General features: G+C 72.7%; 22 protein-coding genes. 11 read left to right on the forward strand and 11 right to left on the reverse strand.

The window, feature by feature from the left end; translation table 11 throughout:
- On the forward strand, window positions 1–306 hold the full coding sequence (locus ACIRO3_RS05965) for a hypothetical protein (RefSeq protein WP_361780773.1): 306 nt from the start codon (window positions 1–3) through the stop codon (window positions 304–306).
- Window positions 307–448: 142 nt separating this feature from the next.
- Window positions 449–916 carry a hypothetical protein gene (locus tag ACIRO3_RS05970; protein WP_361975075.1) on the forward strand — a complete coding sequence of 156 codons (468 nt, stop codon included), beginning with the start codon at window positions 449–451 and terminating at the stop codon, window positions 914–916.
- A gap of 46 nt (window positions 917–962) precedes the next feature.
- Here ACIRO3_RS05970 and ACIRO3_RS05975 read toward each other — a convergent pair whose 3' ends face one another.
- The 8 genes from ACIRO3_RS05975 to ACIRO3_RS06010 form a co-directional block, all read right to left on the reverse strand.
- Window positions 963–2,288 (reverse strand): AI-2E family transporter, encoded by a 1,326-nt coding sequence (locus tag ACIRO3_RS05975; RefSeq protein WP_404132962.1) that lies wholly within the window; start codon window positions 2,286–2,288, stop codon window positions 963–965.
- A gap of 269 nt (window positions 2,289–2,557) precedes the next feature.
- On the reverse strand, window positions 2,558–3,151 hold the full coding sequence (locus ACIRO3_RS05980; protein ID WP_404132965.1) for a hypothetical protein: 594 nt from the start codon (window positions 3,149–3,151) through the stop codon (window positions 2,558–2,560).
- 1 nt (window position 3,152) lies between these two features.
- Window positions 3,153–3,701, reverse strand: coding sequence for a hypothetical protein (locus tag ACIRO3_RS05985; protein WP_404132968.1), 549 nt, complete (start codon window positions 3,699–3,701; stop codon window positions 3,153–3,155).
- 185 nt (window positions 3,702–3,886) lie between these two features.
- Window positions 3,887–4,297, reverse strand: coding sequence for an ATP-binding protein (locus tag ACIRO3_RS05990; protein WP_404132971.1), 411 nt, complete (start codon window positions 4,295–4,297; stop codon window positions 3,887–3,889).
- A 112-nt stretch (window positions 4,298–4,409) separates the two neighbouring features.
- Window positions 4,410–4,799: an SsgA family sporulation/cell division regulator gene (locus ACIRO3_RS05995; protein WP_404132975.1), complete on the reverse strand. Its 390-nt coding sequence runs from the start codon at window positions 4,797–4,799 to the stop codon at window positions 4,410–4,412.
- A 103-nt stretch (window positions 4,800–4,902) separates the two neighbouring features.
- Complete coding sequence (locus ACIRO3_RS06000) at window positions 4,903–5,442, reverse strand: DUF6328 family protein (protein ID WP_404132978.1); 540 nt, start codon at window positions 5,440–5,442, stop codon at window positions 4,903–4,905.
- 294 nt (window positions 5,443–5,736) lie between these two features.
- Complete coding sequence (locus ACIRO3_RS06005; RefSeq protein ID WP_199826501.1) at window positions 5,737–5,892, reverse strand: DUF6131 family protein; 156 nt, start codon at window positions 5,890–5,892, stop codon at window positions 5,737–5,739.
- Window positions 5,893–5,969: 77 nt separating this feature from the next.
- Window positions 5,970–6,467 (reverse strand): hypothetical protein, encoded by a 498-nt coding sequence (locus ACIRO3_RS06010; protein WP_404132981.1) that lies wholly within the window; start codon window positions 6,465–6,467, stop codon window positions 5,970–5,972.
- A gap of 188 nt (window positions 6,468–6,655) precedes the next feature.
- Between ACIRO3_RS06010 and ACIRO3_RS06015 the strand changes: the two genes are divergently transcribed.
- A complete protein-coding gene (locus ACIRO3_RS06015) occupies window positions 6,656–7,027 on the forward strand; it encodes a transposase (protein WP_404132984.1) in 372 nt (123 codons plus the stop codon).
- Between the two features lie 170 nt (window positions 7,028–7,197).
- Here ACIRO3_RS06015 and ACIRO3_RS06020 read toward each other — a convergent pair whose 3' ends face one another.
- Window positions 7,198–8,331 (reverse strand): hypothetical protein, encoded by a 1,134-nt coding sequence (locus tag ACIRO3_RS06020; protein ID WP_404132985.1) that lies wholly within the window; start codon window positions 8,329–8,331, stop codon window positions 7,198–7,200.
- Window positions 8,332–8,566: 235 nt separating this feature from the next.
- A complete protein-coding gene (locus ACIRO3_RS06025) occupies window positions 8,567–8,854 on the reverse strand; it encodes a hypothetical protein (RefSeq protein WP_404132987.1) in 288 nt (95 codons plus the stop codon).
- Between the two features lie 535 nt (window positions 8,855–9,389).
- On the opposite strand from ACIRO3_RS06025, the gene ACIRO3_RS06030 reads away from it, so the two are divergent.
- The 6 genes from ACIRO3_RS06030 (at window position 9,390) to ACIRO3_RS06055 (ending at window position 14,710) form a co-directional block, all read left to right on the forward strand.
- Window positions 9,390–10,079, forward strand: coding sequence for an HAD family acid phosphatase (locus ACIRO3_RS06030; protein ID WP_404132991.1), 690 nt, complete (start codon window positions 9,390–9,392; stop codon window positions 10,077–10,079).
- Between the two features lie 208 nt (window positions 10,080–10,287).
- Window positions 10,288–11,667, forward strand: coding sequence for a polysaccharide lyase family 1 protein (locus ACIRO3_RS06035; RefSeq protein ID WP_404132993.1), 1,380 nt, complete (start codon window positions 10,288–10,290; stop codon window positions 11,665–11,667).
- A 17-nt stretch (window positions 11,668–11,684) separates the two neighbouring features.
- Window positions 11,685–12,338 (forward strand): SigE family RNA polymerase sigma factor, encoded by a 654-nt coding sequence (locus ACIRO3_RS06040; RefSeq protein WP_404132996.1) that lies wholly within the window; start codon window positions 11,685–11,687, stop codon window positions 12,336–12,338.
- Window positions 12,335–13,012, forward strand: a complete 678-nt coding sequence (locus tag ACIRO3_RS06045) for a hypothetical protein (protein WP_404132998.1) — start codon at window positions 12,335–12,337, stop codon at window positions 13,010–13,012. The genes ACIRO3_RS06040 and ACIRO3_RS06045 overlap by 4 nt, the downstream gene beginning before the upstream one ends.
- Before the next feature lie 389 nt (window positions 13,013–13,401).
- A complete protein-coding gene (locus tag ACIRO3_RS06050; protein WP_404133001.1) occupies window positions 13,402–14,151 on the forward strand; it encodes a TetR-like C-terminal domain-containing protein in 750 nt (249 codons plus the stop codon).
- Window positions 14,152–14,194: 43 nt separating this feature from the next.
- Entirely contained in the window at window positions 14,195–14,710 is a 516-nt protein-coding gene (locus tag ACIRO3_RS06055) for a TQO small subunit DoxD (protein ID WP_404133004.1), read from the forward strand.
- On the opposite strand, the gene ACIRO3_RS06060 is transcribed toward ACIRO3_RS06055, so the two are convergent.
- Entirely contained in the window at window positions 14,694–15,803 is a 1,110-nt protein-coding gene (locus tag ACIRO3_RS06060; RefSeq protein ID WP_404133007.1) for a glutamate--cysteine ligase, read from the reverse strand. The genes ACIRO3_RS06055 and ACIRO3_RS06060 overlap by 17 nt on opposite strands.
- Before the next feature lie 197 nt (window positions 15,804–16,000).
- Between ACIRO3_RS06060 and ACIRO3_RS06065 the strand changes: the two genes are divergently transcribed.
- Both ACIRO3_RS06065 and ACIRO3_RS06070 read left to right on the forward strand, forming a co-directional pair.
- Window positions 16,001–16,270, forward strand: a complete 270-nt coding sequence (locus ACIRO3_RS06065; protein ID WP_351750193.1) for a GlsB/YeaQ/YmgE family stress response membrane protein — start codon at window positions 16,001–16,003, stop codon at window positions 16,268–16,270.
- Between the two features lie 61 nt (window positions 16,271–16,331).
- Window positions 16,332–16,832, forward strand: coding sequence for a hemerythrin domain-containing protein (locus tag ACIRO3_RS06070; protein WP_404133010.1), 501 nt, complete (start codon window positions 16,332–16,334; stop codon window positions 16,830–16,832).
- The last annotated feature ends 35 nt before the right edge of the window (window positions 16,833–16,867 follow it).

The following is a 16,867-nucleotide window of genomic DNA, read 5'->3' on the forward strand; positions in this document are numbered from 1 at the left end:
ATGGACACGACTGCGCGGAAGCCGGGGAACGAAGTCGAGGCGCCCGCGGAGAAGCCGGGTTGGGACGTGGCGGTCCTGCTCGGCGGCGGTTTCCTCGCGGCAGTGCGGCTCGGTGGCACGGACGGTTGGTGGACGGCCCTGTGGCTGCCCTTGCTCGTCCTCGCGCTCCTGGCCGTGTCGCACGAATGGACGGTGCTGGTCCGGGCCCGCTTCCGGATGGGCCCCGGGCAGTGGTTCCCCCTGGTGGCCGCGCACATCGCGGTTCTCTTCGGGCTCGCCGTCGTGCTGGGGGCGATCGGCTCCTGATCGGTGCTCCGGCCCCGCGACCCGGGCTCGCGCCGGCGCCATCAGTGGGGTTCACCGCGACACCCGCACACGGGGCCGCCGGCTCCCGGCTCGGGGACCCATCATGGCGTTGCCGAACCGTCACCGATGGATGGAGAGCCGAATGAACCGTGTGTGGACGCGCACCCTCTCGCTGGTCGTCCTCGCGGGTCTCGCCGCCGGCGCGACGGGGTGTTCCGACAGCGGCACTCCGTCCGACGTCGCATCGAAGGCGGCGTCCGCGGTGCAGTCGGTCGGGGCGGGTCTGGACTCCGCGGCCGCCGAGGCGAAGAAGAAGCTCGACGGGGTGAAGGACGGGGCGAACGCGAAGAACGACGTGACCCTCGGGGCCGTCGCCCGGGACGCCGACGGGCGCACCACCGTCCCCGTGACGGTGTCCAACACCGCCGGGGACCAGAAGTCCTTCGCCGTCCAGGTCAACTTCCGCGACAGCGGGGGCAACCTGCTGGACACGGTCGTGGTGACCCTCGCGGACGTGGCCGCCGGCGCGACCGGCAAGGGCGCCGCCCGCAGCACCCGGAGCCTCTCGGGCGAGGTGAAGGCCGAGACCGGGACCGCCCTGCGCTACTGACCACGCGCGCGACGGCCCCGGCCCGCGGACACCTCGGGCCCACACCTCAGGCGGGGCCGCCGGCGGTGGCGGTCGGCCCCGGTTCGGCCGTCGGTTCCGGCCCGCTCTCCGTTCCCGACCGCGTCCCGGCCTGCGTCCCGTCCTCGGACGGGGGCTCGTCGTTCTCGTCTCCCGCGTAGGCGCGCAGGTGACCGATCACGGTGTTGGCGACGGCGACCAGCGGCACGGCGACGACGGCGCCGCCGATCCCCGCGACCAGTCCGCCGGTCGCGACGGCCAGGACCACGGCCAGGGGGTGGACGCGTACGGCCCGTCCCAGGATGAAGGGCTGGAGGATGTGCCCTTCGATCTGCTGGACCGCGAGCACCACCAGCAGGGCCATGAGCGCGGTGAACACGCCCTGGGTGACGAGTGCGACGACCACCGCCAGGGCCCCGGACACCACCGCGCCGACCAGCGGCACGAACGACGCCAGGAAGATCACCACGCCGATGGGCACGGCGAGCGGCACCCCGAGGAGGTAGATGCCGATGCCGATGAACAGCGCGTCGATCAGAGCGACGATCATCGTTCCGCGTACGTACGCGGTGAGCGTGCGCCAGGCCCGCGGGCCGGCTCCGGCCACGCCCGGCCGGGCCACGGCCGGGACCAGCTTGAGCGTCCACTGCCAGATGCGCTTGCCGTCGTACAGCAGGAAGAGCGTGGAGAACATCGCCAGCAGCATGCCGGTGAGGATCTCCACCAGCACGGTCACGCCCTGGAGGCCCTTGGTGGTGATCTCGCTGGTGCTGGTGCCGATCGCGTCGCTCAGGTTCTTCGCGACATCGTTGATCTGCTGCTCGGTGACGTGGAACGGGCTGTCGAGGAGCCACTGTTTCAGTTCCTCGATGCCTTCCTGGAGGCGCCCCGAGAGGGTGTCGAGATTGTCGAGCACCTGCCAGACCACGAACCAGCCGACCAGACCCAGCACGATGAATCCGCAGATCGCGGTGACCGCGGTGGCCAGGCCCTGGGACAGGCCGCTGCGGTGCAGCCGGGCGACCGTCGGTTGGAGCAGCGCGGTGACCAGGAGCGCGACGACGAAGGCGAGGACGACCAGGCGGACGGCGCCGATGACCCGCATCAGCACCCACAGCGTGGCCGCGAGCACCAGGAACCGCCAGCCCGCCTCGGCCGCCACCCGAATGCTCCAGGGCACCGCCACGGCCGGGTCCGGCGTACGGGGGCGGGCGCGTCGGGCCTCCGCCGCCCGCTCCTCCTGCGCGTCCTCCCCGTACTCCGCGTCGCGGCGCGCCTGGGCCTGCGCGCGGCGCTCGCCGAGCGCGGTCGCGCCTTCTTTCACGCGGTCGAGCCATCTGTGGATTCCGGGCATTCGGAACCTCCCTCCGTGTCGTTGCCCTTCTGCCCTCGATCTGCTCCGCCAGCCGGGTGTCACCCGGTCGGTTCGGGAGTCGATTCACACGGCGCGGGGCCCGGCGTCGGATGTTCGACGCCGGGCCCCGGGTGCTGCGGTTCCGCTGTCCACGACGGGTTGCCTCCGCTGTCCGTTGGAGGGCGACTCGCCCCGGCACGTCCAGCGTGGTTCATCCCGCCCGCCCCGGCATCCGCTTCTGTCGCGGCGACCGGCGGACGCGCATCGGGTCAGGTGTTGAGGAGGCGGTTGAAGAAGGAGCGGTAGCGCTGCAGTGCGAGGCGCAGGTCCTCCGTGGCCACCTGTTCGCCGCGGTCCCACTGGCCCTCCAGGTCCTGCTTGTGCGCGGAGAACGTCCGGGCGAGCTCCTGCATCACCTCGGCCACCAGGGTGTCGGCGGACCGCACCGCTTCCTGGGGGTCGTCCACGAAGCGTCCCTGGATCTCGCTCCACTGCTTGCGCAGGCCGTCGCCGTCGGCTCCGCCGAGCAGGGGCTCGTCGGACTCCCCGGCGCCGACCTCGCCCGTGTGCGCGTCGGTACGCGCCGGCTCGTCCCGAAGACCGTCCCGGCCGAGCGTGCGCGGGTCGTCCGCCAGGACGTCGCGCGGGTCGTCCCGTACGGCGGCGTCCCGCGGGTCGTCCTGTACGGCGTCCCGCGGGTCGCCCGGCAGGTCGTCCCGTATGACGTCGCCGTCGGTTCCGGGGGTGGTGTCGCTTCCACCGGGATACACGCCGGAGCCGCGCTCGGTGCCCGGGTGGGCGAGGTTCTCCGTGGTGAGGCGACCCTCGACGGGTCGGCCGGCCGTGTCGTCGTTCTCCCGCATGTCATCGGCTCCCTTGGTTCGTGTTCGTCAGCAGGTCGTCGAACAGAGCGCGGTAGTGCACCATCGCTCCGCGGAGTTCCTCGGTCGTCGTCTCGCCCTCGCCGCTGCGCACGTTGACCTCGTGGGCCGCGCGGTAGTGTTCGAGGGTGCGTCCGTGTTCGACGGAGAGGTCGCGCAGTTGTCCGTGGAACCCGTCCGCCGGGTAGCCGCGCTCCCGCATCAACCGGGACACCAGCTCGTCGGCCCGGGCGACCGACCCTTCCGGGCGGTCCACGAAGGCTTCCTGTACGCCGCGCCACTCCTCGGCGTACTCCGTCCGGCGTTCGGCGGGAAGGTCCTTGATTTCGAGCGTGTCGTGGCGCTGTTGGCGCGCCCGCAGCTCGCGGTCGGCCGCCATCCGGCCGCCGGCGGCCTCGGCCGTCCGGTCGTACTCGGGGCCGAACTGCCGCTGGAGGTGCCTGCGGCGCGTGAACAACCACAGCCCCGCGGCGAGGGCGATGAGCACCAGCGCGGCGGGAACGATGATCGCGATGAGCGTGCTTGTGGACATGCTGGCCTCCAGGCCGCGGCCTCGTCTCTTCGGTTGCTCAGGCGGCTGCCCGCAACCCCCGGGCACAAACCCGCCCGGGTGGAGTCGAGTTGAGTGAGTATCGGTGAGGGGTGGCGCGGGGGCCACGGGTGCGCGCTCCGCCCGCGGGAGTGGTGCCTCCACCCCTCGGCGGGTCGTGCGGCGCGTCAGTTCGTGTGCGGGTGGGGCGGGCCGGCGGGGTGGAAACAGGCGGTGATCGCCTTGCCGCCGTGGCAGGCGTGCACGTCCCAGGTGTCGGCGAGCGTCGCCACGATGCCCAGGCCGCGCCCGGAGGTCGCTTCTTCGCCGGCCTCGCGCTGCCGGGGCAGGCGGGGGTCGCCGTCGGCGACACTCACGTGCAGGCAGCTGCCGTCCCATGTCAGCACCAGGTGCGCGGCACCGTCGGCGTGCAGGTGTGCGTTGGTGACCAGTTCGGACACGGTGAGCAGGACGGAGTGCACGGTGTCCGGTGCTTCCTGTGCCCAGGGAAGGGTGTCGAGGTGTTCGTCCGTCCAGCGGCGTGCCGCACGGACTCCTTCGGCGATGGGGAACGAGCGTGCCCATCCGACCGCCTTCATCACCACTGGCTCCGCCTCCCGCCTGCTTCCGGACCGTACCGGCTCGTGTATCCGTCGCTCGCGTACCCGTCGCCGCCTGGGGCATGCCCTGGGGCGTCCCGCGGCGGCGTCGTCATTCGGCGCTGAAGACCTCGGCGAGGAAGCCGTCCACGTCCTGGTTCTCCGCCCCCGCGGCCACGACGGCGTAGGTCTGTTCCAGGAACCGCGACACGGCTCCGGCGTCCGCGAGCAGCACCGCTCGTCCCTGACCCGACGAGGGGTCACCCCGCAGCTCGAAGCGGACGGCGGGATCCGCGCCGTTCCGCTGTGGTCGCAGGGTGACGTCGCCCTCCCCCACGGGCCGGCGGAGGCCGTCGGCCAGCATCTGCCGGTCGAGGTACCACTGGGCCAGGAAGGTCTCGCCGTACACGAACTGCGCCTTGACCGCGTACGGGTCGCTGCCGTCGTAGGTCATCCGGGCCTGGACGACGAGCGGGAGTCCCGTCTCCTCTTCCAGACGCATTGAGATCGAGTCCGACACACAGGTCTTCACATGGGCCTCCGGAACGCGGGCGGTGGATTCATCCGCCTGCCCTCGGAAAGCCCCCTCATGCCTGGCCGGTTCCTCAGTCCTCGGCGGTGTAGCGGAAGCGGGCCCACAGGGGCAGCAGGAACCAGCAGAGGAGGAACCAGAGGAACACGCCGCCCACGATGCACGGCGCGAGCATGTTGTGCGTGGCGACCCGCAGGACGAGCAGCAGGGCGGTCACGAGGGTGGCCAGCAGCAGGACGAGTCCCACGAAGGTGAGGCGGGAGGCCCAGGCCACGGCCTGCGGCTTGATGCGGCGGCCCGAGACGATCCGGTGGAAGGCGACCGGGGCGATCAGGGCGCCGGTTGAGAGCGAGCCCAGGACGACGGTGATGATGTAGATCGTCTTGTCGGTCGACGGGAGGTCGTGGAAGAGCGGGGTGAACACCACCGTCAGCAGGAAGCCGAAGAGGATCTGCACGCCGGTCTGGGCCACGCGTATCTCTTGTACGAGTTCCTGCCATTGCCGGTCGGCGCGTTCCTCGGGGCTCTCGCCTCTGCCGTCGTGCGATCGCCCCCGGTCGGCGGCGGGGGTCTTGCCCCCGTCGTCGGACGCGGCCTGTGCGTGGTCCGCCATGATGATGTCCCTTCTGGCGGCCTTCCGGCCGCGCGGCATGGGTCCGCGTGACGCGCGGTGGGGAGGGAGCCCTCCCGAAATCATCGAACGCATGCCCGGGCGAACAGGTCTCACACCCACCGGATCCCGTGCGCGCGGGCGTGGTCACCGTGGGGGCAAGAGTGGGGGCGGACACCGCGTTTCGGTGCCCGCCCCCACCCGTGCGGTGGAACGAACCACCGGCCCGGTGCGTGGGGTTGCCGCGTACCGGGCCGGTGCGGGACGGCGGTGAAGGACACCGCCTACCGGCGCCGCCTAGTAGTAATGCTTCCGTCCGCCCAGCGCGTGCCCCATGGCACCCAGGATCCACAGGATCAGGCCCACGACAATGAGGATGATCCCGATGGTGTACAGGATGCTGATGTGGGCCACGATCGCGACGATGAGCAGGATTACTCCGAGGATGATCACGGTGCCCTCCGATCTTCGCGTGATGATTCGCTTCTCTTCGGACCCGGTTGCCGCACGGCTCCGGGGTGGCGGACGGTTCAGTGTCCGAACAGGTGCCGCCTTCGAGGGACTCCTCCCGCGGGACGGGACTCGTCGGTGGACGGGGTGGGGGTGTTGGGGGCCTGGGTCGGGCCTTCGCCGGTCGTGACCGGTGTGGGCGCGACCCCGTTCGCGGGATGCCGGGCCGGAGCGGCCCCGGCATCCGCGGCAGCGGCCTCGCGGGCGCTGATCAGTTGATCGCGTTCCGCTCGGGCGGCGGCCTCCTGTCGACGCGACTCGTCGAGTTCGGCACGCGCGGCCCGGCCCTGCCTGAAGGCACGGCGGGCACCCGCCAGCAACAGGAGGAGACCGAACAGCACGATGGCGCCGAGCACGATGCCGTACAGGAACAGCGTGCCGGTCGAACCGGTGACGTGGTAGCCGAAGACGTCGAATCCCTGCCCGATCCCGTGGCCGGCCCCGGCGTTGCCGAGGACACCGGCGACTGCGACGACGACCGCGGCGATCAGAACGACCAGCCCGAGGATGATCAGCATGGCGCCCTCCCGGCGAATTCGTGCGCCGGAGGGGCGCACGGGGCAGGCTTCAATCACGCTCCTGCCCGCTTATCCGTTCTTCATACCGGGCAACGTTCATTGCCCCGAAACCCTCCGGAAAGGCGGCGCGCGGGAACCGGTGGCTCTCGGGGCGTGCCGGTGAGGTGCGGCCGGTCGTTGATGCTCCCGTGGAGCGCCGATTTCAGTTGAGTGACGAGGCCTGGACCGCGATCGAGACGCGGCTCGGCAGGCCCGCGGCCCGTGTGGAGCGCACGGCCGTCGAGGCCATCGTGTGGAAACTTTCGACGGGCGCCGCCTGGCGGGATCTACCCGCCCGGTACGGCCCCTGGCACAGCATGGCCGAGCGGTACCGGATCTGGGTCGGTGACGGCACCTGGGGCCGCGTCGAGGCAGCGCTGGTGTCGTCCCCCGCCGACCTGGTGGGCGAGGACGACTGGAGCACCCGGTGGCTCCCCCGGCAGGCCGACGCCGGACCCGTAGACGAGGCCTCGGGCCTCGCCGCCCGGACGGGGCCCGCCGGTGAGGCCGGGGCGCCTTGACCGGCCCGGCGGCCGGACGCCGCGCGTCGACCCGGTGACCACTTCGCCGATCCGTCGTTGAACCCGACGCTCGGCGAAATGAACGCCACGAGGTCCCGGAGCCCCCGCATCCGGGACCTCGTGGCGTCTCGGGCCGCCCGTGGACGCCGGGCGCCGCCGCCCGCCCGAGGTCAGCGAAGGCCCCAGATCCGCACGCCGTGGTCCGTGGGAGAGACCGTGTACCAGGTGCCGTCGCCGAGGGCGCGCGCGGTTCCCGTGACGGGGTACGGATGGACGAGGGGCTCCGCCGTTCCCCTGCGGGCCAGGTCCACGATCCAGTACCGGCCCGCGCCGGACTCCTCGTCGCTCTCGACCGTGCCGGCGATGACGGTGTGTTCGTCGAGGAAGGCGGCCTCGTAGTCCCAGAAGGCCTCGACGTCGGGGGCGTCCGGGTCCGCTTCCGGATGCCGAGGAATCACCTCTTCGGCACGCAGTTCGGCCTCCGGTTCGGGATCCGCGGAGCCGTCCACGAGCCGGTGGGCGACGAGTGCCTCCTGGCCGTGCGTGACCGTCAGCAGGCGCGCGCCGCCCGGACTCACCGCGGACAGCACGAGGGCCTCGCCCGCGAACGAGTCGACGGACAGCCTCTCGCCGTCCCAACGCCCCCACCGCAGGGGGGCGCCGTCCTGCCCCTCGCCGATCGACAGGCCCATCTGCCCCGGATCGACGTGCGGGACGTGGACGGAGCCGGCCGCCGCCGAGCCCGTGGCGGCGCGGGCGAGGATCCTCCCGTCCGCGGCGTCGACGACCAGCCATTCCTCCGCCCCCGCGGCCCGCCCGTGGCCGTCCCGCTCGTGGTCGTCCCGCTCCAACGGCCCCCGTACGTGGGCCCACACGAGGGCTCCGTCCGCGGAGAAGACGGCCGAACCGCCGCTCGCGTACCGGTGCCCGCGATCGTGTGCGTACTCCTCGAAGGTGTCGTGGGACGCGCACCCCGCCCAGCAGCGGTGCCGAACCTCCCAGCGCACCGCTCCCGTCCGGTCCACGGCCGTCAGGGCGTGCACCCCCGAGAAGACGGCCACGTCCCCCGACGGCGCCACCGCGCACCGCCCGAACCGGCGGGGCCAGGGGGCCGGGATGCGGACGGGCGGCGCGGGCGGGCGGCCCCCGACCGGGCCCGCCAGTTCCTGAACGACCAGCTCGGCGTCGCCGCGCTGGACCAGCAGCCGCCTCGACGGGGACCAGGACTCCACGTGGGGGGCGTCGGCCCCGGCGGGAGGCAACACAGGGGCGATGGTGGTCAGGAGGCGGGCGAAGGAGGGCACTGGTTCTCCGGAGCGAGGACGTCGACCGACGGGCACCGGCACCCTATGGCGCGGCGCCGACAGCGGCGCCGCCGGCTGCGGGCTGCGGGCTGCGGGCTGCGGGCTGCGGGCTGCGGGCTGCGGGCTGCGGGCTGCGGGCTGCGGGCTGCGGGCTGCGGGCTGCGGGCTGCGGGCCACCGATCGCCGGGTCACCGGGTCACGGGGTCACCGGGTCACCGGGTCACCAGGTCACCGGTCACACGGGAAGGCCCGCCGCCCGCCGACGCTCCAGCATCTCCCCGACCGAGACCGTCGGCATCTGCCCGGCCAGCGCCACCGCGACCCTGGGGCCCCGGTCGTCGTCGGCGGCGAGCGTCGCCCGGCCCCACCAGCGCAGCAGCACGCCCTTCGCCTCGTCGGGCGCGGCGACCAGGAGTTCGGCGTGGAACTCCCGGCGCCGCTCCCCCGACAGCGCCGCCGCGATGCCCTCGGCGTTCCGCGGGATCCGGCGTGGGCCGTGCGGGTGAACCGGCTGCGCGCTCATGGGACGCTCCCTCGATCGACTGCTGCCCCGAGTCTGCCCCCTGGCGGCCCGCGAGGTCGAGCGTTCGCGCGCGAAGTCCGGTACGCGTGCCCGGCATCCGCGCCGCCTCGACGGTACCCACCGAGGCCGCCGGCAGCCGCCGCCGTGGTCTGCGCCACCGTGCCCGGAGGTCCGCGACCGGGCCGCTGCCGCGTCCGCGCTCTCGGTCCCTCACTCGCGGACGGGAAGCCGGCCCGGCCTCGTCGATCATTCGGAGCCGCGCCGCCCGGGGATGGGCCGGTGGCGGGCGAAGGTTTTCGGTCGGGCGCCCGTCGCCCGCGCACCCGCGCCGTCTGGTCGCGAGGTCCGGTCCGTGCCACCGCGCCGCGTGTCCGGGCGCCTCGGCTGCCCCCGCGCGCACGCGTCGCCCGGACCGGACCTCGCGACCAGGCGTTCATCCGTCGGCCACGAAATGTTTCTTACCGGCCAGTAGACATCCCGACGACGCTCCCCAAGCATGGGCGCGTACATGCCAATGTGACGAGGAGCGTCCCCCATGCGCAGCACCCGCCCCCGCACGACCCGCACCGCCACCGCCGCCGCGGTGGCAGCCGCGGCCACCGCCTTGGCCCTGCTTCCGGCCACCGCCGCCGATGCGGCAGATCGGTCCGCGCCCACCACCGCGCTCGCCATGGCGGCCTCGGCCCCCGCCGCGTCCGCGCCCGGCGGCAACGCCGCGATCCTCGGCATCGACTACGCCACCTGGCAGCGGGACGTCGCCGCCGTCATCGACGCGGCCCGTCCCGCCATCGAGCAGCGCATCACCGCCTCGCCCGCCGGTGAGAAGCCCGCGCTCGTCCTCGACATCGACAACAGCTCGCTGGAGACCGACTTCCACTGGTTCTGGACCTTCCCCACCCCCGCGATCGGCAAGGTCCGTGAGCTCACCCGGTACGCGAACGAGCGCGGCGTCGCCGTCTTCTTCGTGACCGCGCGCCCGGGGATCGTGTACTCCCTCACCGAACGCAACCTGAAGGCCGTCGGCTACCCGGTCTCGGGCCTGTACGTACGGGACCTGCCCGACCTGTTCGAGGAGGTCAGCGCGTACAAGACGGGCAAGCGCGCCGAGATCGAGGCACGGGGCTACACGATCATCGCCAACATCGGGAACAACAACAGCGACCTCGTCGGCGGTCACGCCGAACGCACCGTCAAGCTGCCCGACTACGGCGGCAAGCTGTCCTGACACCGGCGGGGCCGCGGCCGGCAGGCCGTCGTGCGACGCACGGCCACCGCCCGCGGCCCGCACGGCCACCCGCGCGCGGGCCGGGCGCACCCGCCCACCGCCCACGAGGAACCCGGCCGCCGAGTGGTGTGGATCACGGCAACGTATCGCGCGTGGGCGGCGACTTGGGGGTGCAAGGTCACCGCCCGAGGCAAGGAACGAAACTCACGTGTCCACTCCCTCCCACCGCCGTACCCGTACCCGCCGCATCGCCGTCCTCGCGGGCGCCTCCGTCGCCGCGGCGTGCGTGCTCGGCGCCGTACCGTTCGCGATGAGCGCCCAGGCCGCCCCCGATCTCGCGCGTGCCCCGCTTCCCGCCCGCGACGGGTGGGCGTCCGACGGGAAGGGCACCACCGGCGGATCCGCCGCCTCCGCCGGCCGCGTGTTCACCGTCTCCACCCGGGCCGAACTGGCCCAGGCGCTGAGCGCCGGTTCCGCGACGGCGCCGCGCGTCGTCCGCGTGAAGGGGGCCATCGCCACGAACGTCGACGACTCCGGCCGCCCCCTCGGCTGCGACGACTACGCCAAGGGCACGGGATACTCGCTCGCCTCCTACCTGAAGGCCTACGACCCGGCGACCTGGGGACGCTCGAAGGTGCCCTCCGGCGTCCAGGAGTCGGCCCGCGCCGCCGCGCGGAAACGCCAGGCGGCACGGATGGTGCTCGACGTCCCGTCGAACACCACGATCGTCGGAGTACCCGGTACCGGCGCGGGCCTGAAGGGCGGCAGCCTCCAGGTCAAGAAGGCGGACAACGTCATCATCCGCAACCTCACCTTCACCGACACCCGCGACTGCTTCCCCCAGTGGGACCCCACGGACGGTTCGACCGGAAACTGGAACTCGGCCTACGACTCGCTCTCCCTGCGCGGTTCCACCCACGTGTGGGCCGATCACAACACATTCACCGACAGCCCCGGCTTCGACGCAGCCCGGCCCCGCCGGTTCGGGCGCGAATACCAGGCCCACGACGGAGCCTTGGACATCACCAACGGCTCAGACCTGGTCACGGTCTCGTACAACCGCTTCCACGACCACGACAAGACGATGCTCATCGGCAGCAGTGACAACGACACCCGGTTGCGCGTCACCCTGCACCACAACGTCTTCCGCGGGATCGTGCAGCGGGCCCCGCTGGCCCGTGTCGGACAAGTGCACCTGTACAACAACCTCTTCGACACGACCGAGCGCAACGGCTACGGCTTCGCCTACTCCGTCAGCTCCCGGGCGCGGGCCCAGGTGGTGGCCGAGCACAACAACTGGACGGTCCCCGGCGCCGGAGGGGCCTCCCGGCTGCTGACCGGGGATGGTACCGGCGCGTTGGCCGGCTCCGGCAATCTCGTGAACGGGCGGGTGACCGACCTGGTGGCCGCCCACAACGCCGCGAACCCGAAGAAGAGGATCCGGCCGACGGTGAACTGGCGGCCCACCCTCTCCGCCGGCCTGGAGACGTCCGCGGCCGGTCTTCCCGCCTCGCTCGGCCGGACGGCGGGCGCCGACGTGCTGACCGCCTCCGGCGCCCTTCCCCGCCCCGACGTCCGGACCCCGTGAGAGGAGGTCCCGCCTCCATGGCTGCCACCGTCACCGGCCTGCCGCCCGGCACGAGCCCGGAGCACGCGGGCTCCGCCGTGCTCCTCGTACCCCAAGGCGTGCACCCAGGTACGCATCGAAACGTGCACCAAGACGTGCACGGCGACGCGCACCACGACTCCTCCGCCGAGTTCCACGCCTTCTTCGAACGACACCACGCCGAACTCTCCCGGCTGGCCTCGATGCTCATCGGCGAACCAGACGCCGCCGCCGACCTCGCCGCGGACGCGCTCGTCGCGGTGTGGCACCGCTGGGACCGGGTGCGCGACGCCGATCATCCCCTCGCCTACGCCCGGGGCGTGGTCGCCAACATGGCCCGTACCAGGATCCGCGCGGCCGTGCGCGAGCGACGGCGCGTCAACCTCTTCTGGTCGAACCGCTCCGAGGTGGTCGAGGCCGCGGACGTCGCCTCCGCCCTCGACGTACGCAGAGCCCTGTCCCGGCTGCCGTTTCGCAAACGGGCCTGTGTGGTCCTGCGCCACGCGCTCGACCTGTCCGAGAAGGACACCGCGCTCGCCCTCGGGATCTCGATCGGCACGGTGAAGAGCCAGACCTCCAAGGGGATGGCGGAACTGCAGAAGCTGCTCGGCGCGCGGGCCGCCGGCGAACTCGCGGGAGGGAGGACCCGATGACCGACCTGCACGAAAGTCTGCGGGAGGCCGCACGGGCCCACGAACCCGACCGGGAGCGAATGCTCGCGCGCGTGGAGCGGGGCATGGCCGGCGCGCCCCGCACCGCCGCCCGACGGCAGGCCCTCTCCTGGCCCCGCGTCACCCTCGCCGCCCTCGCCGCCGGCGCGGCCCTCGTGGTCGGCGTCCACACCGCGGTGTCCGTCGTGGGCGAAGCGGAGCGTGGCGCCCGGCAGGTGGTGACGGCCCCCGACGTCACCGGCCCGCCGAGCACGCCGAGCGCCGCGGGCACCGAGAGCGGGCCCCTGTGGTCCGACGGATCCGTCGACCCGCACGGCAACGCCTACTGGGCCCAGAGCAACATCACCCTCCAGACGCGCGAGCCGCTCACCGCGTTCAGTCTGGAGGTCCGGATCGCGCAGAGCGGAGGGGTGGCCTCCACCGGCACCTGGCAGACCCTGCCGGGTGCCGACTTCGACGTCGCGGCCCGGCGGTCCGAAGGCGCCCTGATCTACCGGTGGAGCCTGAAGGCCGGCAGAACGGTGCCGGCGGGCCGTCATGTCTTCGCCACCCAGTACGACCACGCCCAGGGAGGCCGGGACGCCGCGAAGGACACCTACGCGGCGACAGGCACCACGGCCGGGGGCACGGCGCACGCGGTCGGAGGTGGTTTCTGACCCGTGCCGCCCCCGGAGGACAACGAACTCGCTGTCACCGCCCCGGCCGCGTGAGGCGTCGGCCGGGGCGGACCCGCCCGCCCCGACCACCCCGCGTCACGGTGAACACGCTGCGTAGTGCGATGGAAGCGGTGGTTCCTCCCGTCACGGGCGCTTTGTGGAGGGGACGGGTGGTCGGCGGTCGACCGGCGTCCGTGAACGCGGTCCCAACGGACGGTGTCCCCGCGGCCGGACGGTCGTTGAGAAGAACGGTCAGCGAAGTGGACCACACCGAGTCCCGGGGCCCAGGCCCCGGGACTCGGTGCTGCCCGGCCACCCCGACGTCCGGCAGGCGGGCCCGACGCACCAATCGCCCCCGGCCGGCGGTCACCGAAAGGTACGGTTTGGCCATGGATACTTGGGCAGCCCATCGTGGCGACGACGACACCGACCGGCGGACGGCCGTCAAGGCCGCCGCGCGCCAACTCCTGGGGGAACTGGGGGCCGCAGGGCTGTCCGCGGCGGCCGTCGCCCGGGCCGGCGGCCTGGCCCTCGCCGACGTGGAGGCCGTCTTCCCGCACCGGGACGCGCTGTTGACCGCGCTGATCGTCGACGCCTACGACGGGTCCGCCGCGGCGATGGAGGAGGCCGACCGGGTCGCCCGGTCGATCGGGGCGTCGGCGGGAGCGCGGCTCCTCGCGGTGACCCGGGCGCTGCGTACCTGGTCCTTCGCCAACTCCGCCGAGTTCACGCTGATCTACGGATCGCCCGTCCCGGGCTACCACGCGCCGCAGGAGACCGTCCCGGCCGCCTCCCGGACCCCCGCGGTACTGGCGGGCATCGTGCGTTCCGCGCTGGAGGGCGGCGAACTCACCCCGCCGCGGCGGGTGGTGCCCGGGCCGCCGCTGCTCCGACCGGAGGCCGTGGCGCTCTTCGGGGGCGCGCCCGAGGCTCCGTTCTCGGACCTCGTCGAGCGCGGCATCGTGTTGTGGAGCAGCCTGATCGGGCTCCTGGTCTTCCAGGTCTTCAGCCGGACCCACGACAGCGTCCGGGACGAGTCCGCCTACTTCGACTTCGCCGTCGCCGTGGCGGCCGAGTCCATCGGACTGGTCATCCCGCCGGCCGAGGACACGCACACCGGCGCGAGCACGTCCCACTGACGCGCGGTCCGAACCAGGAGCCCGACCCGGACGTGTGCTGCGTGTGAACACGACTTCCTCCGGGCCGCGCGACGCGGCCGCACGGCACGCGCTCCTGCCCCTGCGCCTCTTCCTCGGCGTCACCTTCGTGTACGCCGGCGTCGACAAGCTCCTCGACCCGGCGTTCCTCTCCGCCACCGGCGACGGTTCGATCGGCCAACAGCTCGAAGCGGTCAAGGGGTCGGCCGCGGTTCCGGGTCTGGTGACGGTCGCGCTGAACGATCCGGGCGGATTCGGCCTGGCGATGGCCCTGGGCGAGGCGGCCGTCGGGCTGGGGGCCCTGGTCGGTCTGCTGACCCGGATCGCCGCGCTCGGGGGCGCCCTGATCTCGCTCGCCCTGTGGCTGACCGTCAGTTGGCAGGCCACCCCGTACTACTACGGCAACGACCTGGCCTACCTGATGGCCTGGACCCCGCTGGTCCTCGCGGGCGCACCGACCTTCTCCCTCGACGCGGCGCTTCGCCGGCGCCGCGCCGCCCCCCGGCTGCGGGGCCGACGGCGCCTCAACCGCCGAGAGTGAGGCGGGCGCACCGGGTGACCACGGCGGCGAGGTTCCCCTCGTCGCGCAGCAGGGCGCGCTGCACCCGGGCCCCGGTGCCCCGGCTCAGGAGTTCCACCAGACCGGCCTTGACGAGTTCGGCGTCGCCGTTCTCCTCCAGGGCGTCCCGTACGTGCTCGTACAGCGCCCACACGACGTCCTCGGGCGGGGTCTGCGACAGCGTGACCGGGTGGATCAGGGGTCCGTCGAGCCCGGACCTGGCGGCGCGCCACGCGGCCAGTCGGAGCAGGGCGGTGTCGACCAGGGACGGGGGCTCTCCGGCCTGCCAGGCCCGGGCGGCCGTGTCCACGAGGCCGCGGGTCAGCGCGGCCAGCAGTACGGGAGTGCTCGCGTCCAGGCAGACGTCCGCCACCCGGATCTCCACGGTGGGGTAGGACGCGGCCAGCCGCGCGTCGAAGTAGATCATGCCCTCGTCACGCAGGGCTCCGGTCGCGACCATGGCCCGGACCCGCTCGTGGTAGCGGTCGGCCGAGCCGAAGACGCTCACGGGGCCCGCCGAGGGCCACCGGTTCCAGACCCTGCTGCGGTAGCTCCCGTAGTCGGTGTCGCTCCCCTGCCAGAAGGGCGAGTTCGCGCTCAGGGCCGTCAGGACGGACAGCCAGGGGCGGATCCGGTCGAGGACCGCCACGCCCTCTTCGTCGGAATCCACCGAGACGTGCACGTGACAGCCGCAGGTCAGCTGCTCCTGCGCCGTCAGACCGAACTGCCGGGCGATCCACTGGTACCGCTCCCCCACGCTCAGCGAGGGCTCCACCCGTGTCGGACACGTGGCGAGCGCGGCGACGACGACGCCCGCGGCCTCGGCGTGCCGGGCGGCTTCGGCGCGCCACCGGAGGATCTCCTCCGCGAGTTCGCCCATCCGCGTCACCGGTTTGGTCGCGAACTCGACCTGTTGCTTGTGGAGTTCCTTCTCCAACGGGATCTCGCCGCCGGCTCCCGCCGCGCGGCCCCCGGTCCGGATCGCGGAGGCCAGCACCGCGCCGGCGGACGCCGCCGGCTCACCGGTCCGCGGATCGACGAGCAGCAGTTCTTCCTCGACGCCGACACTGCGCATGGGGGCCCTCTCGTTGGTTCCTGGTGCTCGTCCGGCATCTGCCCAGTTCCAGGGAAGCCACGCGCCCGGGAAGCCACCCGCCCCGGACGGGCCCCGGGCCCGGGCCTTTCGCGACGGATTTCGCCCGGGTTTGAATTCCCGCGCGGTGAGCATTCGGCGAACGTAGGAATTTCATCGGAGCCCGGAGAGGCAACACCATGGGAATCATCGCCTGGATCATCATCGGACTGCTCGCGGGAATGATCGCGAAGGCGCTCATGCCCGGGCGGGATCCCGGCGGTTTCCTCGTCACCATCCTGATCGGCATCGCCGGTGGTCTTCTCGGTGGCTGGCTGGGGAAGGTGCTGTTCGGCGTCGACTCGATCGACGGATTCTTCGACCTCTCGACCTGGATCGCGGCCGTCGTCGGCTCGATGATCCTGCTGCTCGTCTACCGACTCGTCACGGGCGGCAGCCGACGACGCTGAAGCGCGGCCCAGGGCCGCGAGAACCACACCGGGCACGACACAGAACAGGCAGGAGCACGCCATGACGGCGGATCACGATGTTGTCGCGGTGATTCTGAAGGACCACCGCACCATGGAAGACTTGTTTCGTCGCATGCGGAGCGTGGAGGCCGACCGCGCGCAGGCGTTGCAGAAGTTCTCCGCGCTGCTCATCGCGCACGCCGAGGCCGAGGAAGCCGAGGTGTACGGCGCGCTGAAGCGGTTCAAGAACGTGGACGACGAGGAAGTCGAGCACGGGGCCGAGGAGCACACCGAGGGCAACGAGGCGTTGCTGGCCCTCCTGGAGGTCGCCGAGGTCGGATCCGAGGAGTGGGACGAGCGACTCGAGGACCTGTCGAAGGCGGTGTCGCACCACATCGACGAGGAGGAACGGACGATCCTCAACGGCGCCCGGGAGAACGTCCCGGACGAACGCCGGGCCGAGCTGGGCGTCGCGTTCCTGCGTGAGCGGGAGAAGCATCTGGCGGCGGACTGCGGCTCCATCGAGAACGTCCGGGCCGTCGTGCGCGCCGGTGCCCGATGACCGGCGCCCGCATACCCGGCGGCCCGTCGGGCAGG

The sequence above is a fragment of the Streptomyces sp. NPDC102278 genome (assembly GCF_044766345.1).
GTDB lineage: Bacteria > Actinomycetota > Actinomycetes > Streptomycetales > Streptomycetaceae > Streptomyces.